This is a genomic window from Dactylosporangium sp. CA-233914, from assembly GCF_050942935.1.
In the GTDB taxonomy this organism is placed as follows: Bacteria; Actinomycetota; Actinomycetes; order Mycobacteriales; family Micromonosporaceae; genus Dactylosporangium.
The window spans coordinates 7,884,822-7,910,611 of sequence record NZ_CP192030.1; the positions used below are offsets into that span (position 1 = coordinate 7,884,822).

18 protein-coding genes and 2 pseudogenes are annotated in these 25,790 nt (G+C 66.7%); 9 read left to right on the forward strand and 11 right to left on the reverse strand.

The annotated features are described in order from the left end of the window. Nucleotides 1-125 precede the first annotated feature (125 nt). Nucleotides 126-1,265: a glycosyltransferase WbsX family protein gene (locus ACQPY0_RS35090; RefSeq protein WP_432970452.1), complete on the reverse strand. Its 1,140-nt coding sequence runs from the start codon at nucleotides 1,263-1,265 to the stop codon at nucleotides 126-128. 173 nt (nucleotides 1,266-1,438) lie between these two features. Between ACQPY0_RS35090 and ACQPY0_RS35095 the strand changes: the two genes are divergently transcribed. After that, a complete protein-coding gene (locus ACQPY0_RS35095) occupies nucleotides 1,439-2,347 on the forward strand; it encodes an AraC family transcriptional regulator (protein ID WP_432970454.1) in 909 nt (302 codons plus the stop codon). Nucleotides 2,348-3,103: 756 nt separating this feature from the next. Here the strand turns inward: ACQPY0_RS35095 and ACQPY0_RS35100 are convergent. The 3 genes from ACQPY0_RS35100 to ACQPY0_RS35110 all read right to left on the reverse strand — a co-directional run bounded on the left by ACQPY0_RS35100 (nucleotide 3,104) and on the right by ACQPY0_RS35110 (nucleotide 9,846). Then, complete coding sequence (locus ACQPY0_RS35100) at nucleotides 3,104-6,412, reverse strand: glycoside hydrolase family 2 protein (protein WP_432970457.1); 3,309 nt, start codon at nucleotides 6,410-6,412, stop codon at nucleotides 3,104-3,106. Nucleotides 6,413-6,839: 427 nt separating this feature from the next. After that, entirely contained in the window at nucleotides 6,840-8,534 is a 1,695-nt protein-coding gene (locus ACQPY0_RS35105; protein ID WP_432970460.1) for a DUF4038 domain-containing protein, read from the reverse strand. Between the two features lie 277 nt (nucleotides 8,535-8,811). Next, nucleotides 8,812-9,846: a LacI family DNA-binding transcriptional regulator gene (locus tag ACQPY0_RS35110; protein ID WP_432970463.1), complete on the reverse strand. Its 1,035-nt coding sequence runs from the start codon at nucleotides 9,844-9,846 to the stop codon at nucleotides 8,812-8,814. 182 nt (nucleotides 9,847-10,028) lie between these two features. On the opposite strand from ACQPY0_RS35110, the gene ACQPY0_RS35115 reads away from it, so the two are divergent. From ACQPY0_RS35115 to ACQPY0_RS35125, 3 genes are all read left to right on the forward strand, one after another. Then, entirely contained in the window at nucleotides 10,029-11,141 is a 1,113-nt protein-coding gene (locus ACQPY0_RS35115; protein ID WP_432970466.1) for a sugar ABC transporter substrate-binding protein, read from the forward strand. Between the two features lie 236 nt (nucleotides 11,142-11,377). Then, nucleotides 11,378-12,301: an ABC transporter permease gene (locus tag ACQPY0_RS35120; protein ID WP_432970469.1), complete on the forward strand. Its 924-nt coding sequence runs from the start codon at nucleotides 11,378-11,380 to the stop codon at nucleotides 12,299-12,301. Further along, entirely contained in the window at nucleotides 12,298-13,086 is a 789-nt protein-coding gene (locus ACQPY0_RS35125) for an ATP-binding cassette domain-containing protein (protein ID WP_432970472.1), read from the forward strand. Before ACQPY0_RS35120 ends, ACQPY0_RS35125 begins: the two co-directional genes overlap by 4 nt. A 414-nt stretch (nucleotides 13,087-13,500) precedes the next feature. Here the strand turns inward: ACQPY0_RS35125 and ACQPY0_RS35130 are convergent, their stop codons facing one another. Continuing rightward, nucleotides 13,501-14,349: an AraC family transcriptional regulator gene (locus ACQPY0_RS35130; protein WP_432970475.1), complete on the reverse strand. Its 849-nt coding sequence runs from the start codon at nucleotides 14,347-14,349 to the stop codon at nucleotides 13,501-13,503. 137 nt (nucleotides 14,350-14,486) lie between these two features. Between ACQPY0_RS35130 and ACQPY0_RS35135 the strand changes: the two genes are divergently transcribed. Then, nucleotides 14,487-15,287 (forward strand): phytanoyl-CoA dioxygenase family protein, encoded by an 801-nt coding sequence (locus ACQPY0_RS35135; RefSeq protein ID WP_432970478.1) that lies wholly within the window; start codon nucleotides 14,487-14,489, stop codon nucleotides 15,285-15,287. Between the two features lie 90 nt (nucleotides 15,288-15,377). Here the strand turns inward: ACQPY0_RS35135 and ACQPY0_RS35140 are convergent. The 3 genes and pseudogenes from ACQPY0_RS35140 to ACQPY0_RS35150 form a co-directional block, all read right to left on the reverse strand. Then, nucleotides 15,378-15,746, reverse strand: a pseudogene (locus tag ACQPY0_RS35140) (aldehyde dehydrogenase family protein); the annotation flags it as partial. Then, nucleotides 15,743-16,633 (reverse strand): amidohydrolase family protein, encoded by an 891-nt coding sequence (locus tag ACQPY0_RS35145; RefSeq protein WP_432970481.1) that lies wholly within the window; start codon nucleotides 16,631-16,633, stop codon nucleotides 15,743-15,745. The gene ACQPY0_RS35145 and the pseudogene ACQPY0_RS35140, both read right to left, overlap by 4 nt. Continuing rightward, nucleotides 16,630-17,376, reverse strand: coding sequence for a helix-turn-helix domain-containing protein (locus tag ACQPY0_RS35150; RefSeq protein WP_432970484.1), 747 nt, complete (start codon nucleotides 17,374-17,376; stop codon nucleotides 16,630-16,632). Before ACQPY0_RS35150 ends, ACQPY0_RS35145 begins: the two co-directional genes overlap by 4 nt. Before the next feature lie 74 nt (nucleotides 17,377-17,450). Between ACQPY0_RS35150 and ACQPY0_RS35155 the strand changes: the two genes are divergently transcribed. The 3 genes and pseudogenes from ACQPY0_RS35155 (at nucleotide 17,451) to ACQPY0_RS35165 (ending at nucleotide 18,868) form a co-directional block, all read left to right on the forward strand. Beyond that, a complete protein-coding gene (locus tag ACQPY0_RS35155; RefSeq protein WP_432970487.1) occupies nucleotides 17,451-18,389 on the forward strand; it encodes a dihydrodipicolinate synthase family protein in 939 nt (312 codons plus the stop codon). Then, entirely contained in the window at nucleotides 18,386-18,562 is a 177-nt protein-coding gene (locus ACQPY0_RS35160; RefSeq protein ID WP_432970490.1) for a hypothetical protein, read from the forward strand. Before ACQPY0_RS35155 ends, ACQPY0_RS35160 begins: the two co-directional genes overlap by 4 nt. Further along, nucleotides 18,535-18,868, forward strand: a pseudogene (locus ACQPY0_RS35165) (creatininase family protein). Before ACQPY0_RS35160 ends, ACQPY0_RS35165 begins: the two are co-directional and overlap by 28 nt. 385 nt (nucleotides 18,869-19,253) lie before the next feature. Here ACQPY0_RS35165 and acs read toward each other — a convergent pair. The 3 genes from acs to ACQPY0_RS35180 all read right to left on the reverse strand — a co-directional run bounded on the left by acs (nucleotide 19,254) and on the right by ACQPY0_RS35180 (nucleotide 22,531). Further along, complete coding sequence (gene acs / locus ACQPY0_RS35170) at nucleotides 19,254-21,212, reverse strand: acetate--CoA ligase (RefSeq protein WP_432970493.1); 1,959 nt, start codon at nucleotides 21,210-21,212, stop codon at nucleotides 19,254-19,256. A 567-nt stretch (nucleotides 21,213-21,779) separates the two neighbouring features. Next, nucleotides 21,780-22,133, reverse strand: coding sequence for a hypothetical protein (locus tag ACQPY0_RS35175; RefSeq protein WP_432970496.1), 354 nt, complete (start codon nucleotides 22,131-22,133; stop codon nucleotides 21,780-21,782). Then, nucleotides 22,130-22,531: a glycosyl hydrolase family 28-related protein gene (locus ACQPY0_RS35180; protein WP_432970499.1), complete on the reverse strand. Its 402-nt coding sequence runs from the start codon at nucleotides 22,529-22,531 to the stop codon at nucleotides 22,130-22,132. Before ACQPY0_RS35180 ends, ACQPY0_RS35175 begins: the two co-directional genes overlap by 4 nt. A gap of 266 nt (nucleotides 22,532-22,797) precedes the next feature. Between ACQPY0_RS35180 and ACQPY0_RS35185 the strand changes: the two genes are divergently transcribed. Beyond that, nucleotides 22,798-25,635, forward strand: coding sequence for a PQQ-binding-like beta-propeller repeat protein (locus tag ACQPY0_RS35185; RefSeq protein ID WP_432970502.1), 2,838 nt, complete (start codon nucleotides 22,798-22,800; stop codon nucleotides 25,633-25,635). Nucleotides 25,636-25,790 lie beyond the last annotated feature (155 nt).

Consider the following 25,790-nt stretch of genomic DNA (forward strand, 5'->3'; position numbering starts at 1 on the left):
CTGACGATGTGGACCCCCGCCGCGGCTCAGGACGAGCGCCTGCAACTGGTCAACGCCGACAACGCGACATGTTTCGAGCCGCACGTCGCTGCTGACAACTATTACGAGGGCAGTGCGGTGGACCGTTAGGGTCGGGGTCGGGTGCCGAACACCCGGCGGATCTGTTCCAGGTGTCCGTATCGATGCACGGTGTCCGGCTCGAGATAGGTGCCCTCGGTCCACTCGTTCCAGGCGTTGATGGTCACCAACGGAGTGTTGGTCCGCTCCACGAACGTGCGTACCTTCTCCAGCGCCCGTCCGAACTGCTCCGGCGTGGCGTCCGCGATGATGTTGGTGTGTGGATAGCCGAGGCCGGGGTTGAAACGGTCGGACTGAACCGTTCGCGGCGAGGAATCCCAGCCAACCGTCACGTTCGGGAAGTACGGCACGTCATGGCGCGCCGTGAACGTCTCCCAACCCTTCTCCGCCTCCGCCAGAACGTCGGCATACGGAGTCAGCAGCGTCGGCAGCGCATGATGATGCACCCACACATACGACGTCACACTGTCGAACCCGAGACGACGCACCAGCGTCACCTCGTCCGCCGCAACACCGTCCTGCGGGAGCACCGGCCGCTCCCGGGTGATGGCGTTGAGGTGTATCCCGCGGTAACCAGCCCGGACCGCCCGCTGGCGGAGACCATCCAGCGCGACTCTCGCACCGTCGACACCACCGAGACCGTCCACCAGTGTCGGCAAGTCATAGATCGACAGATAGGGTCGGCCATCAAGACACAGATACCCTGGATGGCTGCAGTACCGCTCCAGCAGATAATCCGTCGCCGCCTCGAACTGATCCCCATCGACACTCCCCGACTCGAGCAGGGTGGCCGGCGTCGCGGACTTCCACGGATGAATGTTGGTCCAGTGATGATTGGCCCACATCACCGCGAACTTCATGTCATGGGCGGCGGCGTTCGGCATGAACGCCGTCTCCAGTGGACGCTCCAGATAAGGGCGACCACCGTACCAATACCAATCGAAGATGAACGCATCCACACCATGACCGGCAGCCATCGCCATCTTGCCACTCATCACGGCGGGATCAGCCTCGTCCTGGAACCCATCCAACGGAACACGCGGCTGCTCATGCCCCGCAAACCGCGGCGTGGCCCGCTTCACCAACTCCCACTCAGTCCAACCCTCACCATGCCACCCCTCGTTCCGCGGGTCGACATGATAGTTCGGGAAGTAGTACGCCGCGATCGTCACCGCACGCCCGCTCATACGCCGCACCACCATCGCCGCGAGGTCGCCCAGCAGTCGACGAACGAGTACCGTTGCTCAGCCATGACTGAGATGTTAGGGACAGCTGATCTCTCGCACCGTCGCCTAGGTTGAGGGAAAGTAGGACAAAATTGACTGGTAGCCGAACAAGGCCCCGCTACGGACGGACAGCCGTGTTCAACCCCGACGGCCTACCGGTCTGGGCAGACCGCCACCGACTCGACACCGATATCGCCGCGCACGACCACGACTTCTTCGAGATCGCCCTCGTCACCCAAGGCCACGCACTGCACATCGCAGCCGACGGTGACCATCCCATTCAACCGGGCAGCGCCGTCGTGATCCCCCCGAACCAGTGGCACGCCTACGGCCAATGCGAGAACCTCGTGGTCTTCGACACCTTCATCGCTCCAGAGCTCATCGACAGCACCCTGTCGTTCCTCGACACGGAACTCCCGCTGATGCAAACCGTCCACACATCAAGCCTGCCGCTGCCACAACGCATCCAACTCCCTCCATACGACCTGAGCCTGGCAATCGCCGAACTCCACAGCATCAGCGATGTGACACACGCACGGCGCTCCCGCATCCAGGTTGTCGGTCACCTACTTATCTACCTCGATATCCTGAACCGCTCCTGGTCCGCCGAGCGCTCGATACACCGTCGCCCGACCGCACTCCTCCATCCCGCCGTGTCTCGAGCCGCGCAACTGATGGAGGACGAACCAGTTCGCGCATGGACGCTCGCGGAACTGGCCGCTGCGACCGCCACGGAGCGAACACACCTTGTTCGGTTGTTCCAGCGCAACCTCGGAGTATCGCCCATCGCCTACCTCAACCGGCTGCGAGAGCAGGCCGCAGCCAGGCTTCTCGTGCAAACCGATCTGCCGATCGCCCAGATCGGTGCACGGGTCGGCTGGGACGACCCGGGCTACTTCGGTCGACGATTCAAGACCGCCTACGGACTCAGCCCCTCCGCATACAGGACGCGTGCACTCGCCGGCGAGAACCGGTACCACTCCTCCGCAGAGCCCCGCTTGCCAGTAAGCGGCGCGCGTTTCGAAACCCGAGATGACAGTTGACCTCGGCCTTCAGCGGCATCGTCTCCCATTTCGCGGAGCACGGGGCGTTCGGGCCGGACGGTCTGTCCTCACGGCGGCAAGACGGGAACCACGGCACCGATCATGCACGGCCTGGCGCCCGCCGCGACGATTTCCCGCTCTACGCCCGTCTCGGCTATTCCACGGCTACCACGCCACCGCTGACGGGCCCGTCGGCCACCGACCCGGTCGACAACGCCGTGGTGCTGCTCAACGAGCGTGGTAGGGCGGGTCACCGTAGCGGGTTCCGAACCCTGTTCGCCCAGGAGCCGGCGGGTGGTGTGCGTGGTCCGCGGCGGCATCGAGGTACGCCTGGCGCGCGTCGACGGACCCACGCCGGCCACGAGGCTCCGTATCGGTGGCTGGCCGGTAGCCTCCGTCAAGCCGCTGCGGACTGACTTGGGCGCCGACCGTCCGCAGCCGTCCGCGGAGGCGGCGAGCGACGATCTGCGCTCCGTCATCCGCGGACTGCACTGGCGGAGGGGGCCGGTGCCATCGTCCTCCAGGACACCAGCCCCCTCGGCCAGTACACCAACTGTGCCTTGGCTCGCGACGCGCGCCATATCGCCCGGCGAGATCGTCGCCGCCGCCATTACGCTGTCCCGCCGGTCTACCGACGAGCCCGCCCCCGTGTGACAGCCGTGCGCCGTGCCGACGGCGGCCACCGGATCACCGTCGCCGGCAGGAGGGCGAACCGACCGAATTCACCCTACCCGTCGCCGGCTGCGACGTTCCGGGTCAAGACGTCACCGTGACGGTGATGTCGTCGATGAACTCGACGCCGTACTGGGAAGGGAGCCCCCACCAGTCGCCCAGCGCGATGGTGCTGAACTTGGCGAGCCCGGTTGCGGTGCCGATCGGCTGGCCGTCGATGGACATGGTGACGCCGACGCCGGACGTGTAGTCCCAACGGAACTGGTGCCATCCTGTCGTCCGCACGATCGGCGTGACGCTGAAGGTGCCATCGATACGCATCACGTAGTTGTTCCGGTTGATATCCGTGCGGACGCCGATGCCGCGAAAGTGTCCGGTCTCGGGGTCGTCGTCGACGCGCGTTACGAACATGGTGTTCGTCGCGCTGGCGTCGTCGTACAACCAGAGAGTGACAGTGCCGTGGGTGGGTGAGGCTTGGCGGTAGATGACACCGGGTCCCGGCGCGTTCTTGCCCAGGCTGTGCGTGCCGGTGCGGGCGTTCTTTGTCGAGACCGCCAGGGTGCCCTTGTGCACAGACCACGCGCCGAGGCCGTTCTCGAAGCTCTCCGTAAAGCCGTCCCAGGTCGGCGGGTTCGGGTCGAGTGGTACGGAGCCGGGGATAGCGAGCAGGTTGGCGAGCAGCTTGCCGGCGAGCGGATCAACGGTGGCCGAGGTCGAGGTGGTCAGCTCGGAGACGACGAGGTAGCCGTTCGACTGGGGCCGTGTCTTCTTCAAGAAGACCGGATACCCGGACCGCTCATCGAACGACGGCGTCGTGAATGGCCGGTTCGGCGCGGTGTAGATGCCGAGCCGGGCGATGTTGACGGCATTCCAGCGGTCGATCTGCACAGATTTGTGTGTGACGTAGGGTTTGCTGCCGTCGTCGTGTCGCCACCAGCGCATGTCCATCGGGTCCATGCCCGCGAACACACTGGCGTCGTCGTGGACCGGGGTCACAACCTCGCCGTCGACGGTCTGGACGTCTGCGATCTCGGCCGGGAAGAGCTCCCGTGTCCGGTTGCCGCCCTCGAGGATGACAACCCGGCCGCCCGCGTCGGCGTAGTCGTGCAGGTTCGCGGCGAGAACCGTGTCGTCGACGGCGTCCTTGCCGATGACGAGCAGGTCCGGGCGTCCCGCGGCGAGGCCGGCGAGGCTCCCGACGGTGGTGTAGCGCAGCCCTACGGTGTCCAGGGATGGCCGTGTCACTCCGGTGGGGTCGTACAGCCACACGCTGTCCGCCCCGCCGGCGGAACCGGCGGCGACGTATTCGCGGCTTGCGATCACGATGTCGTACCGGTTCTCCGAGACCGTCTTGGAGCCGTGCTTGACCGCCAGGTGCAGGACGGCGGCGACCCGCTCGGTGGCGAGCCTCGCTGGCATGGCGAGGGTGACGTCGGCGGGCACGTTCCTGTGGTACGGCAGCACCGGCAGCTGGACGGGCCGAGCGGCAGCAAGTCGCCGGCCGGCGGCGTCGTGGATCTCCCAAGAGAGCTTCATAGGGCCGTAGTCGCCGTGCTCCATGTCGTCGTTGACCAGAACCACGCGGGTGTGGAACCGCTCGCCGGCGTAGAAGTGTCGGGCGGGGTCGTCCAGTGACACCAGCACTGGCTGATAGGCGAGCCGGACACCGTCGTTCACGGGGAACGGGGTGGGGTTCGGGCTGCTGTAGAAGTCCTGGAACCAGGTAGTGGAGGAGAACAACAGGAACCCTGCGGTGGCGCGCCCCTGGTAACGGGTGCGTCGCAGCATCTCGGCGAGCTCTTTGGTGAGCAGGGCGTGGGTGGCGAGGAAGATCTTCGGGTCGTCGTCGTAGGCGTGCGCGCCCACCCAGGTCTGCGGCGAGTGCACCAGGTTCAGGTAGGTATCCTCCGGGCGGCCGGTGTGGAAGTCCGGATAGCCCCCGCCGATCTCCGCACTGATGATTGGACGGTTGAAGTCCGATTGCGAACCGCCGTTGACCTGCCCGGCCTCCAGGACGAAGGCTGAGCGCTGGTACCAGCCGGGGTAGAGATGGACGTCGTCGATGTCACCGTCGTCGATCCCGGCGGGTTTCAGGGTCGACTCGTAGGTCTCTGGGTTGCGTAGGTACCACGAGTCCGCAACCAGTGGCCGGGTGGGATCGGCTGCGCGGATCGCCTTGTTGAGATTCGACAGCACGGTCCAGCTCGGCAGGTCGTACGTTCCCATCTCGTTGCCGGTCGTCCACAGTAGAATGCTAGGACGATTGCGCAGGCGCCGGATGACGTCGAGCATCTCCTCGGTCCAGGCCTGGACGTAGATGTCGGCCGGCGCCGGGGACCCGGAGAAGGCCCACTGGCGAATGCCTTCCACGTCCACGCCCATGCCGAGTTCGTCGGTCAGGTCGAACCAGGGCGAGGGTGCCGGACCCATGTGCATGCGCGACACCCGCACGTTGTCCTCGCGCAGCAGCCCGAGCCACCGCCGCATCTGCGGGATCTTGTCCCGGCCGACCATGATCGTCGGCAACTGGCCGGCACCGCGCAGCCAGTACGGCTTGCCGTTGAGGTAGAACGCGTTGCCCCGCACCTCGAACGTGCGGAATCCGACCCGGTTCGTCACCTCGTCGAGGATCTCGCCGTCGCGCTCGACGATCGTGGTGAGCAGGTACAGCACCGGGTCGTCGGGCGACCACAGGCGCGGCCGTGCCCCGCACGCCGAGGCGGTGATCGTCCCGGCGCCGCCCGCCTCCACCGTGAGGCTGGAAGTGTGCTCGAACAGTTTCCTGCCGTCACTGACCGCGGCCGCCACGTTCCGGACGCGCAACACCGCGTCGGACGTCGTGTGGTTGGCGATCGTGACGTCGATGTCCGCGCCGTCCGTCCGCGGCTTGAAGAAGACGTCATCGACCAGGACCGGTGCGGTTGCGACCAGCCGGACCGACTCCCATATGCCCAGCGCCCGCGAGGTGGCTCCACGCCCGAGGCCGCCGAACTCGCCGTGTGAGTAGCGGTCGGCCTGCAGATCCATTTTCACGTATACCGAGATCGTGATGGGCCGCCCGGCCTGCAGGTGCTCGGTGATGTCGAGGCGGTGGGTGCGCCACATCCCCCATGACGACTTCAGCAGCGTCCCGTCGACGCGGATCTCCGAATACATCGCGATGCCGTCGAACTGCAACTCGACGCGTTTGCCCGCCCAGGAATCGGGGATGTCGACCGCACGCCGGTACCACCCCTCGGTGAGCGACGTGGCGTCATAGCCGTAGCTCGCGATCCGCTCGGTCTCCTCGGGGAAGTCGGCCGGCGTGTAGATCCACCAACCAACCGGAACGAGGAAGTTCGGCACGGCCACCGAGTACGGGTAGGTCGAGCCGTCGGTGCCGAATTCCCACATGCCCGCCAGATCCAGCGTTTGCCGCGCCGCTGACGTCTCGGTGGCTGCCTGTGCCGGACCGCCGGCCCCAACCGGCAGCGCGACAACCACTGCCGCGGCTCCCACACCCTTCAGCACATCGCGCCGGGTGACATCGAATCGGTGCGTGACGCCTGACATTTCGGCTCCTTCGCAGCGGTCTGTCCTTGGCAACAGGGCGTTGGCTCGACCCACTCGTACCGTTCCTGGCAACAACTTTCAGCGGGTCGACGCGTTCGACGCCGTACTCGACCCGGGGGCGTGGTGGTCATCGGACCAGCGGGGAGCGGGCCATCTTCGGCGTGGCCCGCATGCCCCCGCTGGTCGGCTACAGTTCCCTGAGACGATCGTGAGCAGCGGCCTGCTGATCGGCCGGCAAGTGCCGCCGTCGGCAGCTAGCGCTGGTCCATCATCGGGCTGCCCTGCTGATGAGCAGCGCCCAGTCGTCCGTAGCGGAGGGCTCGGGCGGGAGCTGCGCGGTACCTTGCGCGCCGGTGACCTTGAACGAGCCGGCAGCCGCGTATCCGCCGGTCCGGGGATTGAACCATTTCATGCTGTACTGGCCATGTGGCAGGTCGGTGAGGGTGCCGGTGTAGGGCTGGCCTCCGTCGAGCCGGTGCGGGTAGTACACGACGGTGTGCGAGTGGTCCGCAGTGGTGGATGCGAACGCGAGTTGCGAATCGGTCGGCGCGGTATCCGCCCAGGTGATGACCGTCGGTGCTGGCGCGAGCCGCCACCACGGTAGCGAGGTGAAGAAGGACTTCAGGTAGCCCATCTGCTCGGCGCCCGGCAGGAAGAGCCCCTCGTTCCAGGGCGTGCTACCGAAGTTCAGGCAGTTCCAATCCGGATCCTGAGCGGTCCAGCACGCCCACCAGACGCCTGCCGCTCCGTAGTTGTTACCAGCAACGCCCCCAACCCGCGCCTTCCACGCGCTCTCACGTGTCTGCCAGTTCTGCACGATCGCGTGGTTGTCCCAGAACACGTCGATCCCTTCGTAGTTCGCTTCGGCTTCTACGACAGGGCGAGTCGGTGTTTGCTGGTACTGCTTCAGCCAGTAGTCCGCGACGCTGTCGACCCGGTTGTGCCCTTCCTGGAGCGCGACGAATCCGTACCAGGGTTGATCGCGGGGCTCGACGCCACCGCCGGCGTAGATGGGATAGTTGTGCAGCGATGCGGGTTGCCGATACGGGTCCGCGTCGGCGAAGACCTGTGCGACCTGCACCCAGCACTGGGCGCAGTTGCCGGGCTGGTCGAATTCCTGCGCCGTCAGCCAGACCATCGGGTATGCCGCATAGCGGGCGACCAGGTACCGCGCAAGGCGCTTGTATTCCGGGAGTTGGTCCTTGTTGGCATCCGTCAGGCTGCTGCCCACCCCCATCGTCAGCGCGTCCACGACACCTTTGCTGGCGATGTAGCCGATCCGTTCGTCGACGTTGTCCCAGAACTGTGGATTGAGGGTGTGGAACGTGCCGCCGAACCAGACGGGTCCGCCCTCGTTCACGTTGCCGCCGTTGTTGGCGAAGGTCTCGTTCCAGATTACGTTGAAGCCCTGCCCGACGCGGGTGTCGACAATACCTTTGAACATTGACGAGAACCGGGCGTCGTTCGACTCGTAGAGCCTGGTCTGGCCAGTGAGGTTGCTCTGCTGGTTGTCACCGAGCCAGAAGAACGGCGTGCCGTCCGCGTATGTCATGTACCGGCCATTCGGGCTGGTACGAAGGAACCCGTGCCGGTATATCGCCAGGTCGCCGGCGTATCGGTGGGCCAGGATCGTTCCATGGTGGTCATCGAGGCCGGTGTTGGTGGCGTCGGTGCTCCTGGTCGTGTACTGCCATCGGCCCGGCGTGGGCGGTGCGAAGCGGACGCGCCACGTGTTGGCGCCGTCCCAGAAGCCGGGCATGGTCAGGCGCTGGCCGTTCGGCCCGCTGAACGTGGCGGTCACGTCCACGTCTCGATACGGATCCGCGTAGCTGACCGTGCTGTGCAGGGCGACTTCGACAGCCCGCCAGGTCTCCGCGGACAACGTTGGGCCCTGCGATGCCGATTGCGCGGCCCCTGCGGGCCCGGATCCCGCGGCCGCTGCCGGGATGTTGAAGCCGACCACCAGAGCGATGAGAACCGCGATTGCCGCAGAGGGTGCCTGGCGGCGCCGATGGCGGAGCATAGACTCCACCTCCTTCTTTGAATCGTTTCTCCACATGTTCTACCGCCCCACCTCGCATGATGCGATGGACGCCGCACGACGTGGCGCTGATTTGGTGGAACGTTTCAATAGGTCGCTCGGATGGAGCGTATGTGACCCACAGCACTGCGTCAATGCGTGGGGAACAAACTCGCGCTTGCCACAGGGCGGAGCAGGGCGTCGGGGAAGCTCGCCCGGCCTACCGCCCCTCCGTGCGCCGCCTGGGCGCGGAGCGGCGGCCCGCAGCCGTCGTGTCGCGCAGGACGAACTCCGGCTGGAAGACGATCTGCTGGTGCGCGTGTGCGGCTCCGCGCTGGCCTTCCTCGATGAGCAGGTTGGTGGCGACGCGACCGAGCTCCTGCTTCGGCTGCCGGATCGTCGTGAGCGGCAGCGAACTGTGCTCCGCGAGCTCGATGTCGTCGTAGCCGACGACGGAAATGTCGCCGGGAACTCGGATGCCGTGCCGCAGAAGGCCGGCGATGAGGCCGAGCGCGAGGAGGTCGTTGCCGCAGACGGCGGCCGTCACTTCAGGGTGATCGTCAACCAGGATGTCGGACGCCACGCGTCCTTCGGCGGCGGTACCCAGCGACCCGACCTCGACGACTTCGCACGCGTCGTCCGGCAACCCACGCCGGGCGAGTGCGCGGCGCACGCCCGTGAGGCGACTGTTGTACGCCGCGATCGTCAGCGGAGCGGTGACGAAAGCCAGCCGGCGATGGCCCAGGTCAAGGAGATGATCCGCCGCTAGCTCGCCGCCGCTGACATCGTCGACGCGGACGGAGCAGAAGCTGCGGCGATCGTGCCCCAGCAGCACCACGGCCGTACCGCGGTCCCGGAGCCATTGCAGGGTGTTGTCCCGTTCGTTCACCGGGCTGATCAACACCCCGTTCACCCGCTGCTCCTCCAGGAGCTCCAGGTACCGCTTCTCCTGCGTGCGGTTCTCGTCGGAGTTGCAGAGGACGAGCAGGTATCCGGCCTCGCGCGCGGTGTGCTCGACACTGCGCGCGAGCTCGGTGAAGAACGGGTTCCGGATGTCCAGCGTGATGAGCCCGATCGTGCGCGCGCGCCCGCCGCGCAGCAGCGAAGCGCCTGCGTTCCGGACGAAACCCAGCCGGTCGATCGCATCGAGCACCTTGAGTCGCGTCTCGTCGGACACCGCGTTGGGACGGTTCAAGACGTTACTCACTGTGCCGACGCTGACTTCCGCCGCCGCCGCGACTTCTTTGATGGTCACGGACCCGATCGGCGGCGCGTCTTTGGCCGAATTTGTCCCATTCCGACTCGCCACCGAAGCGCCTCCCAAACCTTGACGTGCCTAAGCATCGGAGGCTACCGTCCCGCAGCACTGAAACATTTCACTGCCCGCGGCCTCCGCTCGGCCGGTGGCGCGGGAGGGCCCTGGAAGGAAGCAGGCACGTGAGATCGTTCTGGTGCAAGACTACGGTAGTGCTGTGCGGCATAGCCCTCGTCGCGTCCAGCTCGGCGTGTTCATCGAGCAACAAGGAGGGTGACGGCGCCTCGACGGGGAGCGGATCGAGCGACAGCGCCCTGGCCGGCGCGACCTACACTGCGGCCGAGGTCGCCGCGGCGACCGGCACGTACAAGGTACGTCCGCTGTTCGCTGTGCCGAAGAAGCTTCCCAAGCGCTACCGGTTCGCATTCCTCAGCCCCGGCCTGAGCTACCCGTACTTCGCAACGTGGTCGCAAGGGATGAAAGACGCGGCCAAGTTCTACGGCGTGGACCTCGACGAGGCGGACCTGAACTTCAAGTACGACACGGAGCTGAACGCCTACCAACAGGTCGCCGTCAAGCAGCCCACGGTGATCGGCTCGGGCCAGATGAACGATGCGACGTACAACGCGGCCAAGCGCGACGGCGCCAAGATCGTCATGATCGACGGCAGCTTCAAGGACGTGGTGCATTTCGGCGTCGATGATGAGCAGGTCGGCAAGCTGGCCATCGACACGATGGCCGACCAGGCGAAGGCGAAGATGACCGGCGCGTGGAAGGGCCGCAACGTCCTGGTCGCCGGGATCACCGCGGCGAGCTGCACTCCCTGCGACACCCGGGTCAAGGCGTCCTTCGCCGACGCCGAGACGAAGCTCGGCATCCCTGCGGCGAACACCACAATGCTCACGCCGCCCAGTCAGGATCCGACGTCGTCGGCGGCCAGCACGTTCACCGACTTCCTCACCGCCCACCCTCATGACACGGTCCTGGTCGTGTCCTACGGCGACGAACCGGTCATCGGCGCGATCAACGCCGCCAAGGCCGCTGGGCGCAAGGACGACGTCCTTGCGGTGAGCAACGGCGGCGATTCGGCGGCTCGCATTGCGCTTCGTGACCCCAGCAACGCAGGAATCCTCGTCGCTGCCGTCGACTACCAACCGTATGCCGAGGGATGGAACTGGATCGAGGCGGCGATCGCCACGACGATGGGCAAGCCGCTCGCCCCCTACGTTGTCGACCGGGTGCTCACTGCCGCGAACGTCGACCAGTTCTACCCGAACGACAAGTCAAGCAAGTGAGCCTCAACCCTGAACGCGCTCACCTGCAGGAGACGAAGGTGACTTCACCGTCCGGTCACGATCGCTCGACCGGGATCAACGAGCGGTCGTCGGCCTCCTCCCGGCAAGTCGCATCGCCGGGCGGAGCCTCGACCGGCCTCGGTGTGCTCGACCCACGTGGTTGGCTTCGCCGAAGTGCGGTCACCTCCACCCGCGGCTCGGACGAGCGTACGGGCCGGCGAACAGTGGTTGATCGAATGCTCGACCTCGGCCTCTATGTCGCACTGGTGGGCCTGGTCATCTACTTCTGGCAGGCGTCGCCATACTTCCTGTCCGAACGGAACCTGCTCAACATCGGGTCGGCCGTCGCGGTCACCGGTGTGCTCGCAGCCGGCATGACCATCGCGCTCATAGCGGGCCAGCTCGACCTCACCGTTGGAGCCAACGTGGCCCTGACGAGCGTCGTCGTCGGCATCCTCATCGAAGACGAGCACTGGGCCGCCCCACTCGCCGTCGTTGCCGGCATCGGCGTCGGTCTCATGATCGGTCTGGCCAACAGCGCGTTGATCGTCGGTGTCGGCATCAACTCGATCATCGCCACGCTGGCGATGGGCATCGCGATCCGGGGCATCGCACTGATCTTCACCAACGGGCAGAACAAGCCGCTGACGGACTTGGCATTGCCCAACTTCGTCAACGACCGCCCGCTCGGCATTCCGACCACTGTGTGGATCTTGCTGGCCGTCTTTCTGATCGCAACGATCGTCATGACCTTCACCCGCGCCGGGTGGCACGTCTACGGCGTAGGCGGAAATCCGAGCGCCGCTCTCCGTGCGGGTATACGCACCAAGCGGCTCTACACCGGAGTCTTCCTCACCACGGGGGCGCTGGCGGCACTCGGTGGCGTCATGACCACCGGCACGTCCAGCAGCGGAGGTCCGAATTACGCCGCCGGCGCCGAGTTCGATGTCCTCACCGCCGTCCTGCTTGGCGGAATCGGGCTCGGCGGTGGCGCGGGACGGCTGGAGCGGACGCTGGCCGGTGTCCTCCTCATCGGCGTGCTCAACAACGGACTCACCCTGTTGTCGGTTGACTCCTATTACCAGCAACTGGCTCGTGGAGCAGCGTTCGTCCTGGCCGTAGTCATGGCCGCGATCGCCGAGCGACGGAGGGCACGATGATCGACAACGACCGCGCACCGATCCTTGCGGCCAAAGGCATCGGCAAGGTATTTGGACACGTGCGTGCCCTGCACGATGTCAGCTTCGAGCTCTACCCCGGCGAAGTCCTCGCAGTGCTGGGCGACAACGGTGCCGGGAAGAGCACCCTGATCAAGATCCTGTCCGGCGCCTACGACGCGACCGAGGGTCACGTGCTGATGAGGGGCCGCCCGGTCACCTTCAGCAAGCCGGCCGACGCTACCGCCGCCGGCATCGCCACCGTGTATCAAAACCTTGCCCTTGTCGATACCCGAGACGTCGCGGCCAACCTCTTCCTCGGACGCGAATACCACCGGGGACCGTTCGTCGACCGCCGCCGCATCTACCGCGAAGCGGAGAAGCTGCTCTCCACGCTGACCATCAAGCTGCCGTCGGTGCGCGTCCCGGTCTACCTGCTCTCCGGTGGTCAGCGGCAGGCAGTCGCCATCGGCCGCGTCCTGATCGGCGGCCCCGACATCGTGATCATGGATGAGCCGACCGCCGCACTGGGTGTGCAAGAGTCCGAACGGGTTCTCCAACTCGTCCGTGACCTGCGGGACGCCGGCAAGGCGATCATCCTGATCAGTCATAACCTGCAGCAGGTATGGCGTACTGCCGACCGCATTCTCGTCATGCACCTCGGGACCGTCGCCGGAATCCGGGAGCGCGAACGCAGCACGGTGGACGAAATCGTCAAGCTCATCGTCTACGGCAACGACGATGGCACCGCTACGAGCCCCCTTCCCGACCCGGGAGCCTACGCATGACCGCGCCCAACCCAGACGCCACCGATCCACTGACCTTCTCGGGCGCGGATCCCCCGGCACGCGCCTCAGGTCGAGCAGCCGGGAGGGTCTCACCTCCCGGCTCTCGCAGGCCCGGGCGTGACAGCCTCCCGTCACCCAGCTCGTCACCAGTGCTCCTACTCGAAGGCCCTTCCTCGTGTCAGCCCGACACGCGCCAACGTTGACCACATCGATCAAACCCGTGATGCACCGCCCCGGATCCCCGTCATTTACCAGGCTCTGAGTCACCGCTCGCCTTGCGCGGCGGACACCACGTGCCGCATCCGGATCCAGACCACCGGGAACCGCTTCCGCACCTGGATCGACGGCGCCCTGGCCGACGACCGGCCGCTATCGCGGCGAGGCCGCCGGTCATGGCCGGTTCGGCACATGCCGTCAGCTGTGCTGCGTCGCGACGGCTCGGCTACGTCGCCGGTACTCGCTGGGCGTCAGCCCGACCAGCGTTCGAAAGCGACGGGCGAAGTATGTCGGGTCGTCCCAGCCGACGGCGGCGCCGACCTGAGCGGTCGGCAGGGTGGACTGCGCCAGCAAGGTAGCAGCGCGCTCGGCCCGCACCCGGGCCAGAAAGCCCATCGGTGTCAACCCGATGTGCTGTACGAACAGGCGGCCGAGATAGGCGGGATCCAGATTGACCGCCCGGGCGAGATCGTCCAGTCGCCACTGCTCCGCGGGATTCGCCTCAAGCCTGGCGACGGTCGCCGCGACGGCGGGCTGCATCACCGACTTGACAGTCGCGGGTTCGGGGTCACGGCCGTCGGCGAGAATGCCCAACACGGTGACCAACCGGCCCAGAACACGGCCCGGCCGGGCTTGAGCGGTCGCGAGGTCCCGTGCGAACTGGCCGATCTCCGCGATGGCCTCCTCGGCGGCGATCTGATCGACAGTCACCACTGCAACGCCGTGTGCGCCGGATGCCATCGGCTCGGTCCACAGCATCCGGCGCAGCATCCGAAAGTCATATAGCGCGGCCAGTTCGGTCCGTAACGCCTGGGCTGACAGGCAGCAGTTGGCGACGGTCAGGTCAGCGCAACCTCGAAACCCGTGCCAGGCACCAGGGCGCAGGATGACGACCTCACCACGCCGCAACTCGTGCTCGCCCCGGCTCGTCACGTGCCGGCCACGACCGACCCCGATCACGGCGATCTCGAGGAAATCGTGCGCGTGCAGATCGACGTCCGCGCTCAGCTGATGGACCCCGCCCCAGATCGGTCCCCGGGCGAACAACGCGTGCTCGTGCAGGGTTGGAGGCATGTCGGGATCGTACGACTACTGGTAGGGATCGGCCTAGCCCACGGCGGCACGCCACGATGACACTGGGCAGTAACCAGACAGCAAGGAATTGTCGGAGGCAAGGGATTACGATGACCACAACCGAGCAGTCCGGAAGAAGCGATATCGGTGCCAACGGCCGAGTGCCGGACGAACTGGTGGCGGCGTACCGCGAACACGGTTTCGTCCGAGTACGTGGCGTTCTCGATCCGGACGAGGTCGAGCGCTTCCGGACCAGCGCCGAGGCGTACTTGATCGCGCATCGCGCCGAGAGTCTGGAGAAGCAGGGCACCTTCAGCCAACTGGTCAACGTCTGGCAACGCGACGACAATCTCCGCGCGCTCACCTTCGACCCGCGACTCGGCCGGATCGCCGAACAACTCGCCGGGTTCCCGTTGCGGCTCTGGCACGATCAGATGCTGGTCAAGGAGCCGCACAACAATGTCGCCACCGAGTTCCACCAGGACCGTCCGTTCTGGCCGCATGCCGGCGACCGACTCGCGTTGTCGGCGTGGATAGCGCTGGTCGACGTTCCGCCCGAGCGAGGCTGCATGACTTTCCTGCCCGGCACCCAGCATCGCACCGGCCTGCGCCCGCAGAATCTCGGTGACGAGGACGACCTCTTCGCGTTGGACCCGTCGCTACGCTGGCTCCCTCGCGTCACCGTGCCGCTGCTGGCCGGCGACTGCACCTTCCACAGCGGCTACACCGGCCACATGGCCCTGCCCAACCGCACCGACCTGGCCAGATACGCACACGTCATCATCTACATGGATGAGGCGACAACCTACAGTGGCACCGCCCACGTCGTGACCGATCCGCTCGGTCTCGCCGCAGGCGACCGACTGGACGGTGACACCTTCCCCGGCCCGTGGATCCCCCACCGCGGCTGATCGCCAGCCAGTCGCGCCTCCGGCGACGCCGAACGCGAAGGGAAAGTTCGACGTACCGAAGACGGCCACGGGCCCGATCGGTACCCCGATCCGACGCAGGTCGCGTGCCGGCGAACTCGGGCGAAGGTCCGTCGTGATGACCGCGTCGAGGTGCCGGCCGCTCACAACGAGATCGGCAAACATGCGAAACTGCGAGGACGTGCGCACCATCTCGCCGGCGAGCCTCTCGGTCCCGAGCGCGGTCTCTCGATCGGCTACTCGGACCAAGTCGGGTGCCTCGTCGTCAAGGGCGTCCGCAACTGCATGCAGAGCCCTCGCCAGCACCGAGGGCGGGGTAAACCTCAGCGCCTCCGCCGCGTCGGCTGCTCGGGTCAGCACGGAGTCCAGCTCCCGACATTCGGTGTCGGGGTGCACGGCGCCAAAGACCTGCGCCGTCCGGGGTTCGATGGACTGCGTCATGCGACCCCGAAAAACCTTCGCCAGTTCTCGTGCACGATTCGCTCCTGCTCGTCACCGGGCAGCATGGGCAACGGCGTTCCCGCGACGATGTCGTTCACCCGACGCAACCCGGCGAGCGTCTGCCCGATCGTGGCACTGGGGAAGTCTGATGCGAGGAGGAGCTTGCGGGTTACGCCGTACCCGAATGCCGTGATCATCGCGTGCCAGTACCGGTACGGGCGGTAGTGCAGCGCCGAGATGTCGGCGTAGAGGTTGGGCACCTTGCGCATCAATGCCACGACGTCCTGCTCCCACGGGTGACCGAGGTGCGCGATGATCACCCGCAGGTCTGGGAAGTGCATCAGCATCGGCTCCAACTGCAGCGGCTGTGCGTACCCCAGTCGCGCCGTGGACGGGAAGGTCGTTCCCTGATGGATGATGACTGGCAGGTCGTGGCGAGCGCAGTACTCGAAGACCGCCCACTTGCGCGGGTCTCGAGGGTCCCAGTGCTGGTACGTCGGCCCGACCTTGAGGCCACGCAGGCCGAGATCCTGAACGCAGTGTTCCAGCTCTTCAACCGCCCCGGGCTCCGCCGGGTTGACCGACGCCCATCCCTCAAGCCGCTCGGGGTCCCTCCGCACGTAATCCGCCACTACTTCGTTGGGGACGAAGATCCTCGACGGCTTGGCGTGGAGCCCGAACACGACAACCCGGTCGGCCTCCTGCGCCGCGGCCCAGTGCTCCTCCGGTGTGGAGTCCCAGCAATGCAGGTCCAGGTGAGCGGCGTGGGCCAAACCGCTGCTGCGCTCGAACTTGACCAGCTTGGCGCTCAGCGCCTCCCGCGCCGTCGACTCCTCAATGTGGTCCGGGAACCACATCAAGTGGGTGTGCACGTCGACGATCGTCATCCGGCCACCGCCCACTCCGATCGCGCCGTCGCTTGCCTGCGGTACTCGCTGGGGGTCAAGTGATAGGTCCGCTTGAACACCTCCCGAAAGCGTTTGGCGGCGCTGTAGCCAACTCGCTCGGCGATGGCCTCCACCGGCAAATCGGTCTCGACCAAGAAGCGGCGGCCGTGCTGCATACGGACGCTGGTGAGGTACTTGAGAAACGTCGTGTCGCGCTTCCTCTGGAACAGATGGCTGATGTAGTACGGGCTCACGGCGACCGCACGACCAACCGTGGCGAGCCGGAGGTTCTCGGCGAAGTGGTCCCTGATGTACTGCTCCACCAGGGCGAGAACCTGCCCGGGCGGCGGCGTCGGGGGTTGGGCTTCGATGCTCAGATGCAGCAGGCACCCCTGCCGTAGCGTGATGTGCGACTGCTCTTGAACGTCGAACATCGCCAGCGGTTTGCCGAGCGAGAGCCCCGGACGCATGAAGGACCATTCGGCGGAGCCTTCCGGCAACCGACGCACGCCTCCCGTGTTCAGCGCGTGCAGCACCGCGGATGCGACCCGGCATCTCAGTACGTCAGATGACTCGCCGCATCCGTTGCCGACTCCGAAGGTCACCGGGACCGCGCCACCGGCCCGTTGCCCCATTCCTGCCGAACTGAGACAGACCTCACCGCGCTCCAGGCGGGCCAGGTCGAGAAGTACATCCGTGAGCAGTGACAGATCGCTCCCGAGTCGTCCTTGCTCGTCGATCACCCGTTCTCCTCAGGTTGGTCCTAGGTCACATGTTCTGGTATATCAGAACCACACATCCCCACGGAAGGTTTGACATGGAACTCCAGCACCTGCGCGACGCGCTTCGGGGCGTGATGGCTTTCTCCCCCACTCTGATGTCCGCTGACGGCCACCTCGACCTGACCAGCCATCGACGACAGATCGACTTCCTGGCGGCTTCCGGAGTCGGTTCCATCGTCGTTTGCGGTGGCGTTGGCGAGTTCTGGACGCTGGACGAGGTCGAGTACCGCCACATCGTGCGCGAGTCCGTCGACGCAGCTGCTGGTCGTGTGCCGGTCCTCGCTGGCGTCGGACACTCGACGGACATCGCGGCCCGTCTGGCTCGCGTCGCAGCCGATGCCGGTGCCGACGGCCTGCTGGTCAACCCGCTGTACTTCGTGCGCCCGGAACTCGACGGCCTCGCCGCGCACTATCGACACCTCGGTGACGTTTCCGGGCTCGGGTTGGTGGTCTTCAGCACGAGCGGCGCCGTGTACGGCGCAGACGAGCTCGAACGCCTTGCCGAGGTGGAAGCAGCCGTCGCGGTCAAGGACGAGGTCGGCGACCTTGAACATTTCGAGCGCTGCGTCGACCGGCTCGGTGACCGCTACGCCTGGATCAACGGCATGGCAGAGCTGCCAGCCGCGGACTACGCAGAGCGCGGGGCGGTCACGATGACGTCGGGACTGGTGAACCTCGACCCGTCGCTGGCGATCAGCGTGTGGAACGCCGCGACGGCTGGTGACCGGGCGACGCATGCGCGGCTGGTCGAAGAACGGATTCGGCCGATCGCCGCGCTGAGGACCGCCCGTCCCGGGTATCACATCACCGTGATCAAGGAGGCACTGGCGCTTATGGGGCGCAGTTCCGCTGCCGTACGACTTCCGTTGCTCCCGCTTCGCGAGGACGAGCGGGCCCAGCTCGCCCACGTGCTGGTCACCGCCGGCTATCACGACAACGGTGCCCCGAGCGACTCGGCAACCAGCACAGTATGAACTCGGGTCCGCTCGTCATCGACGCCCACCTCGCGGGCGGCGAGGGGCCCCACACCGCGAGCCGCTCGGTGTCGGTGACGTTCGTGGCCGGCGTCCACGGGGCGGTCCTAGGCCCCGTTGGTCGCTGGGTCGCGGTGGACAACGCATGCTCGCGGGCATTGAAGCTCCTCTGACCCGGCAGGCGGTAACTCGGCGCGCCCCCGATGCGGTCGCCGTCGTACCAGTGGGCGCCTGCGAGCAGCACGGCCCGCATCTTCCACACGGATCTGCTCATTGTTGAACACGTAGCAGACCAGGTCGCCGCCCGGCTCGACGGGGAGGTGGACGTGATCGTCGCGCCGAGCGTGGCCGTCAGCTACTCGCCTTACCACGTCCCGCTGGGACCGACGCTGACGAGCACCGTCGACAGCCTTCGCACCCAGTTGACGGACATCTGCGGTGGCCTGGTCGGTGCGGGTTTCGGCCGGACTTCCTGCTGAATGGCCATTGCGGCAACGCCGAGCTCCTGGTGGTAGTCGCGCGGGAGATCGGCGCGCAATGGAGAATCCTCACCGGCGCCGGATCCTATTGGGTGATGGCGTGGGACGAACTGGTCTATGCGGGCGCCCAGGCGCACGGCCGGCTTCCGGGGCACGCCGCTACCTCGAGACGATCGTCACGGCGGTCGCCTCAGGGCTGCGTGACTTCGCAGCACGTTGAGAGGACAACTCTCGACCTGTCCGCGCCTGCCGTCTCCGCATAGCGTCGCTCACGTGTTCGCGGACCGGCGGTCGATCGACCATGCGCGTAAATGCTTCGCCGGCTACTCTCCTCGCCGAACGGTCGGCGCCCGTGTCCCCGCTGGGACACGACGGGAGGGCGGCCTTACTCCTCGGCCGGGGCGGTCGAGGAGCGCTGCGCGATGAGGTCCATGACCGAGGAGTCGGTGAGGGTGGTGACGTCGCCGAGTTCGCGGTGGTCGGCCACGTCGCGCAGCAGCCGGCGCATGATCTTGCCCGAGCGGGTCTTCGGCAGCTCGGGCACGACCATGATCTGCCGCGGCTTGGCGATCGGCCCGATCTCCGAGGCGACGTGGTCGCGTAGCGCTTTGACCGTATCCGTGCCTTCCTCGACGCCGCCGCGCAGGATCACGAACGCCACGATGCCCTGCCCGGTCGTCGGGTCGGTCGCGCCGACCACGGCCGCTTCGGCGACCGACGGGTGCGACACGAGGGCGGACTCGACCTCGGTGGTCGAGATGCGGTGCCCGGAGACGTTCATGACGTCATCGACCCGGCCGAGCAGCCACAGGTCGCCGTCGTCATCCTTCTTCGCACCGTCCCCGGCGAAGTAATAGCCTTGCTCGCCGAAGCGCTGCCAGTAGGTCTCCTTGAACCGCTCCGGGTCGCCCCAGATGCCGCGCGTCATCGCCGGCCAGGGCTCGGTAAGCACGAGGAACCCGCCGCCGCCGTTGGGCACGGGCTTGCCGTCGTTGTCGACGACCTCGGCGCCGATCCCCGGCAACGCTTTGGCCGCCGAGCCCGGCTTGGTCGACGTGACGCCCGGCAGCGGGCTGATCATGATCGCGCCCGTCTCGGTCTGCCACCAGGTGTCGACCACCGGCGCGCGGTCACCGCCGATGTTCTTGCGGTACCAGATCCACGCCTCCGGGTTGATGGGCTCGCCCACCGAGCCGAGCAGCCGCAACGAGGACAGGTCGTGCGCCTGCGGGATCGCCTCGCCCCACTTCATGAACGTGCGGATCGTCGTCGGCGCGGTGTACAGGATCGTGATCTTGTATTTCTCGATCATGTTCCACCAGCGGTGCTCGTCCGGGCTGTTCGGGACGCCCTCGTACATGAAGGACGTCGCCCGGTTGGCCAGCGGCCCGTAGACGATGTACGAGTGGCCGGTCACCCAGCCGATGTCCGCGCCGCACCAGTACAGGTCCGAGTCGGGCTTCACGTCGAACACGGCGTGGTGCGTCCACGCCACCTGGGTCAGGTAACCGCCCGAGGTGTGCAGCTGGCCCTTCGGCTTGCCGGTCGTCCCGGACGTGTACATGACGTAGAGCGGGTGCTCGGCGTCGAACGCCTCGGGCTCGTGGTGGGCCGACTGCCGGTCGACCAGCTCGTGCCACCAGACGTCCTTCTCCTCGTTCCAGGGGATGTCCTGGCCGGTGCGGCGCACGACCACGACCCCCCGCACGTCCGGGCAGCGCTCGACCGCCTCGTCCACGGCCGGCTTGAGGGCGGACGGCACCCCGCGCCGATACCCCCCATCAGCGGTGATGATGATGCGGGCATCGCAGTCGATCACCCGGTCGGACAGCGCCTGCGAGGAGAACCCGCCGAACACCACCGTATGCGGGGCGCCCAAACGCGCGCAGGCCAACATCGCGACCACCGCCTCCGGGATCATCGGCATGTAGATCGCGACACGGTCGCCTGCCTGCACACCCAACTCGAGCAGGGCGTTGGCCGCCCGGCACACCTCGTCCTTCAGCTCGGCGTAGGTGATCGAGCGGGTGTTTCCCGGCTCGCCCTCCCAGTGGTAGGCGACCTGAGCCCCGTGCCCGGACTCAACGTGCCGGTCGACGCAGTTGTAGGCGACGTTCAGTTTGCCGCCCACGAACCACCTGGCGACTGGCTTGTCCGACCAGTCCAGAACGTCGGTCCACTTCTCCGCCCACGTCAGCCGCTCGGCCTGCTTCGCCCAGAACGCGAGACGGTCGCCTGACGCCTCGTGGTACGCGTCGGCCGTGACGTTCGCGCTCGCCGCGAACCCCGCCGGCGGGTCGAAGCGGCGGTCTTCGTGCGACAGGTTGGACAGCGACTCGGACACCATCATTCCTTCTCGGGTCTCGTAGGTTGACGGACTCTTGACCGGGGCGAGCATCGCGGGCCCGATCAGGCATTTACACGCTGATCACCACGGGCGAGTCACCAGGAGGATGCCGTCGACGTTTGGCGCGTGCCGTCGACGTGGCGTTCGGTGTGCGCGCCGCTGGATGGTCCGTGACGTAGGTCGAGAACGTCACTCGCCGCGCCGCTCGTTCGCGTCGCGGTAACCGGGGAACTCATGGGGCACGGATACTCCAGGCAGTCGTGGGATCGTGAATGACGCGTCATCGCTGGATCAGTGCGCGTTCCTTCGCCCAGAATTGCAGATCGCCCCGTCCGTCAACCTGCACTCGTACGTGTCGGGCGTCGACTGCGACCACCTTGCCGTAGTGCATTCCGTCCAGCGTGACGATGGCGCCGACCCGGTGACTCACGGCGGCGGCTCGCGGCAATGATCCGTCGGGTAAGGCGGCGGCGAACGCCGCGCCTGCGACAGTAAGTGCCGAGGCGCGTAGTACAGCCCTGCGTGAGACTCCGCTCGGTTCGTTGCCCAGGATCGCCCGCTTCGTCAGGTCGCCGACCAGCCGGTCGGCCGGCAGACGCCCGAGTTCGTCCAGTTGCCCATGACGGGGCCCGCGAGGTAGCAGGCGTGCAGCGCGATGTTTGCTGCGCTACCTTCGTTGGCCACGGAATAGCCGGACCCTGGGATGCCATCGGTTGCTATCGAGCCGAAGCGCAGGTTGGCGCCAAGCGTGTTGCTGAGGTTGAGACAGCGGCAGGTCTCGATGTCGATGATCGCATTCGTGGACTGCAGGCCATTGGCGGTCCCCGCGATCTGAATGCCGCCGCTCACCTGCCCGGTGCCACCGGCCTGGTATACACCGCCGCCGTGCCAGCTGAACCCAGATACACCCTTGATCACGACGGAGTAGCCGGTAGCGCCGAAGACGTGACATCCGCGGACCTTGTTGGTTCGGGCGCCGTTGGGATCGCTTGCCTTCGCGCTGCCGTCGATGTAGAGCGTGGTCTCGTGCGTGTTCGAGCCGCGAGTGGTGACCCACAGATCTGGTTCGGCCGCGACCGGAACGAATAGGTTCCCGTCGGGAAGTAGATTCGCCGGCCGCCTCCGGCTGCCGCGGCCGCAAGCGCCGCGTTGAACGCTGGCGTGCAATCAGTCGCCCCAGCCGGATCACCGCCATAATCGATGATCGATGGAGCTTCGCCAAGTTTGGCGGCGACGTTCCGAGTGACCGCTCCAGTACCGCTGGCGGTGTAGGTAATCGTGCTGGCGTCGGTCACGATGCCCTCCGGGCGGGTCATGGATCGTGCCGCCAGCGTAGGCACAGGTCTGACGTAGGTCAAGAGTCAGACGACAGTGGCACCTCCCACGACCGCTATGAGGACAGCCATCGGCCTGCCGCGCCACTTGCCCACGCTCACCGGCGCCACCCCAGAGGCGCTCGATCGCTCGGTGCTGGGTATTGATACTTGCTGCGTTTCCCTCGAGTGTCGCGGTTGGCTATTGTCGCCAGCTTGCCCTCCTGCTAGGACCTAGGACATCAACTGGCCCCGAGCTGGAGGATGCCATGCGCGAGCTGTCTCGCAGAACGTTCATCGCCGGAGCAACTGGAGCCGGGCTGGCCGGCCTAGCCGGCTCACTGGTGTCGGCGCCCCGGGCCGAAGCCCATCCGCCCACGGTGCCGTTGGCCGGGCAGTGGCCGCGGATGGGCCTGGACACCCGCAACACCTGCTACCAACCGATGCCCGGCAAGATCCGCCGACCCGGTATCGCGGCGCGGACGTATCTCGGCGGAACGTCCTCCCCCGTAATGGCCGCACGTCTTGACGATGACGGCACACTCGGCCTGCTCTATATCAGCGGCGGAGTGCTGTTCGCGCGCGACCACCAACTGGCCGAGCTGTGGTCGGTCGCCGGGCTCGCTCCGACTGACATCCTCGGCGTCTACGATCTCGCCGGGGACGGGAAGCGCCAGGTCGTCATGCTCGGCCCGACTACCCTGTACGCCCTCTCGGCCACCGACGGCAGCGTCGTCTGGAAGAAGGACATGGGCGCGTCGTCCTATGTGTACGCCACGGCCACTCAAATCGGTCATCTCGATCCCGCCCTCGCCGGGCTGCAGATCGTGACCTGGCCCTACTTCAGTGAGTATGGCTACGCGTTCGCGTTCGACAAGGGCGTGGCTGCGGGGTACCAGCTGTGGCAGTCGAACCCGGCCTACGCCAACCCGGCCTACCTACCCGAGGTGGTGATCGGCGACGCGGACGGCGACGGCGCCACCGAGGTCGTCATTGCTGGGTTCCGGGAGGTCACCGCCTTCGCCGGAGCAACCGGGGAACGACGTACCGGCGGCGCCTGGAACGGCCATGTGGACTGGGAGACCGGGCCGAACGTCGACGGCCGCAACTACGGACTCATCCAACTCGTCGACATCGACGGCGACGGCCGGCTCGAGGTGGTTGACCTCGCGGACGGCGTGACCCTGCACGCGGCGGTCGTCGAGAACAACGCTTCCGGGTTCTCGGTGCTGTGGGACAAGTTCATCGAGTACACCGAGAACCACAAGGCGCTGCGCAGCACCGTCAACAGCGTTCGTGACGTGGACGGCGACGGTCGAGTCGAGATCGTATGCGGCCTGTACAACGACACCGGTGACAAGCGCTGGCACGTCTTGGTTGCCGACGCGATCGGCGGCCTCGACAGCCCGAAGCTCGACCTGGCCGACCGGTATCTGCGCGGTGTCCAAGACTTCGACGGAGACGGCCACGCCGAACTGCTCGTCTCGGTCGAACACACGCAGACCCCCGGGGCGAGCGCGACAGTCGAGCTTTACGCCGTCGGAGCCGACGGGAAATACCAGCTGGCCTGGTCGCTACCGAGTGCCAGCGTCGTCACCGATCCGCGCTCGCCCTATCCGTCGACGATCGGCCCCGCCGGACGCAACGGCCGGCTCGAGGTACTACGCGCCGACCCACTGTGCTCGTTCGTCGTCCTCACCGGTGGCTCGCTCGTCGGCTACACCTACGCCGGCGGCAAGGTGACCCAGGCGTGGACGCGTGCTGACGACGGCGGCGTGCTGCACCGTATCGAGGACCTCGACGGATCCGGCTCGGCGACCGTCGTCTACCAGAGCGCAGACGGCTACCTTCGCCTCGAGAAGCCCGACGGCACGCTGATTGCGCAGACTCAGCTGGCCGGCCTGAGCGGGATGGCCACGGTGGCCCGGCTCGACCGGAAGGACCACAACTCCATTTGTGTCCCCGGCTTCGGACGTGTGCGCGTGTACGACTACGGCCATCACAAACTGACCGAGCGGTGGCAGTTGCCGGGGCGAGGCGAGTACGTGTACCGCCAGGGGCTCGAAGCCGTACCCGCCGCCGATCTCAACGGCGACGGCCGGTGGAGTTTGGTCTTCGTCGACGCGGTGGACGACCACACCCGCATGCGCGTCGTCGACGGAGACCGCCGATTGGTGTGGGAGCACGTCTTCACCGACCTGCCCGCGCCAACTTTCTCCGGCCCGAACGGTGCGTACCTGTGGACGTTCGGCGACTTCAGCGGCCACGACGGCCTTGACGTGTACGTCGGTGCGAACCGGGCCGGTTACAACACCGAAGTGAGCCGGATCCTCAACGGGCGAAATGGTGCGCTGCTCGCCTCACGCGACGACGGGCCCGGCCACGTCGGCGCCGAGTTCGGACCGTGGACGGGCGCTCCCGCCGTCCACGACATCGACGGCGATGGCATCGACAACGTCATCTTCATGGCTGCCGACGTGACCTATGACCTCAACGGGGTCAACACGTCCGGCGTGAAGATCCTTCAGGGGCACATCGGCACCGGATGGGACTCACTCGGTCTCTACCACACGCCGATCATCGCCGACGTCGACAACGACGGCCTGCCCGAGGTGCTGATGACGGCCGGATTCAACAACCTCTACGTCATCGACCTGGACGCGACCGGTGCCCCGACAATTCTGCTGTGGCAGGTCGAGACCAACCCGGGCGAGATCTTCGGCCGGCGATCGGCTCTCGCCGACGTCGACGGCGACGGCGTGCTCGAGGTGGCCACCCTGTCCGACTCCGGTGTCCTGACCTGCCACAACGCCGCCACCGGCGCCGTGAAGTGGAGCTTCACCGTGCCAGGAGGGAGCGTCGCTCCAAACGTCGTGGCCGTCGACGTCGACGGGGACAACCACATCGAGTACGTCATCGGCACCGCAGACGGCACGGTTTACGCGATCGACGCGCGACCCAACCCCCGCCGGCGGGTCAAGTGGAGTCTGTCGATCGGCCAGCGACTCGGCGACATCATTGCGGCCGATGTCGACGGCGACCGCCGCAGCGAACTCGTGGTGACCGCGGAGGACGGCTACCTCTACGTCATCGACGAAACGCACTGAGCCGGCCGACGGGAGGGGACGGCGGGGAGGAGATCCGCCTTCCCCTCCGCAGCAATGCGGTGACTGGTGTCGTCACCGGTGCGGGGTATGTCGACGAGGGGTTACGGCCGGTCGCGGGTCCGCCCAGGGGCGCACGTCTGGCCAGTTCTCTCAGC

Bases quoted from the DNA above. Each gene is read 5' to 3' on its own strand.
- ACQPY0_RS35180 (WP_432970499.1), bottom strand. From the start codon at position 22,531: ATGACCCGCCCGGAGGGCATCGTGACCGACGCCAGCACGATTACCTAC.
- ACQPY0_RS35100 (WP_432970457.1), bottom strand. From the start codon at position 6,412: ATGTGGGAATTCGGCACCGACGGCTCGACCTACCCGTACTCGGTGGCC.
- ACQPY0_RS35090 (WP_432970452.1), bottom strand. From the start codon at position 1,265: ATGAGCGGGCGTGCGGTGACGATCGCGGCGTACTACTTCCCGAACTAT.
- ACQPY0_RS35125 (WP_432970472.1), top strand. From the start codon at position 12,298: ATGATCGACAACGACCGCGCACCGATCCTTGCGGCCAAAGGCATCGGC.
- ACQPY0_RS35120 (WP_432970469.1), top strand. From the start codon at position 11,378: ATGCTCGACCTCGGCCTCTATGTCGCACTGGTGGGCCTGGTCATCTAC.
- ACQPY0_RS35145 (WP_432970481.1), bottom strand. From the start codon at position 16,633: ATGACGATCGTCGACGTGCACACCCACTTGATGTGGTTCCCGGACCAC.
- ACQPY0_RS35135 (WP_432970478.1), top strand. From the start codon at position 14,487: ATGACCACAACCGAGCAGTCCGGAAGAAGCGATATCGGTGCCAACGGC.
- ACQPY0_RS35185 (WP_432970502.1), top strand. From the start codon at position 22,798: ATGCGCGAGCTGTCTCGCAGAACGTTCATCGCCGGAGCAACTGGAGCC.
- ACQPY0_RS35160 (WP_432970490.1), top strand. From the start codon at position 18,386: ATGAACTCGGGTCCGCTCGTCATCGACGCCCACCTCGCGGGCGGCGAG.
- ACQPY0_RS35155 (WP_432970487.1), top strand. From the start codon at position 17,451: ATGGAACTCCAGCACCTGCGCGACGCGCTTCGGGGCGTGATGGCTTTC.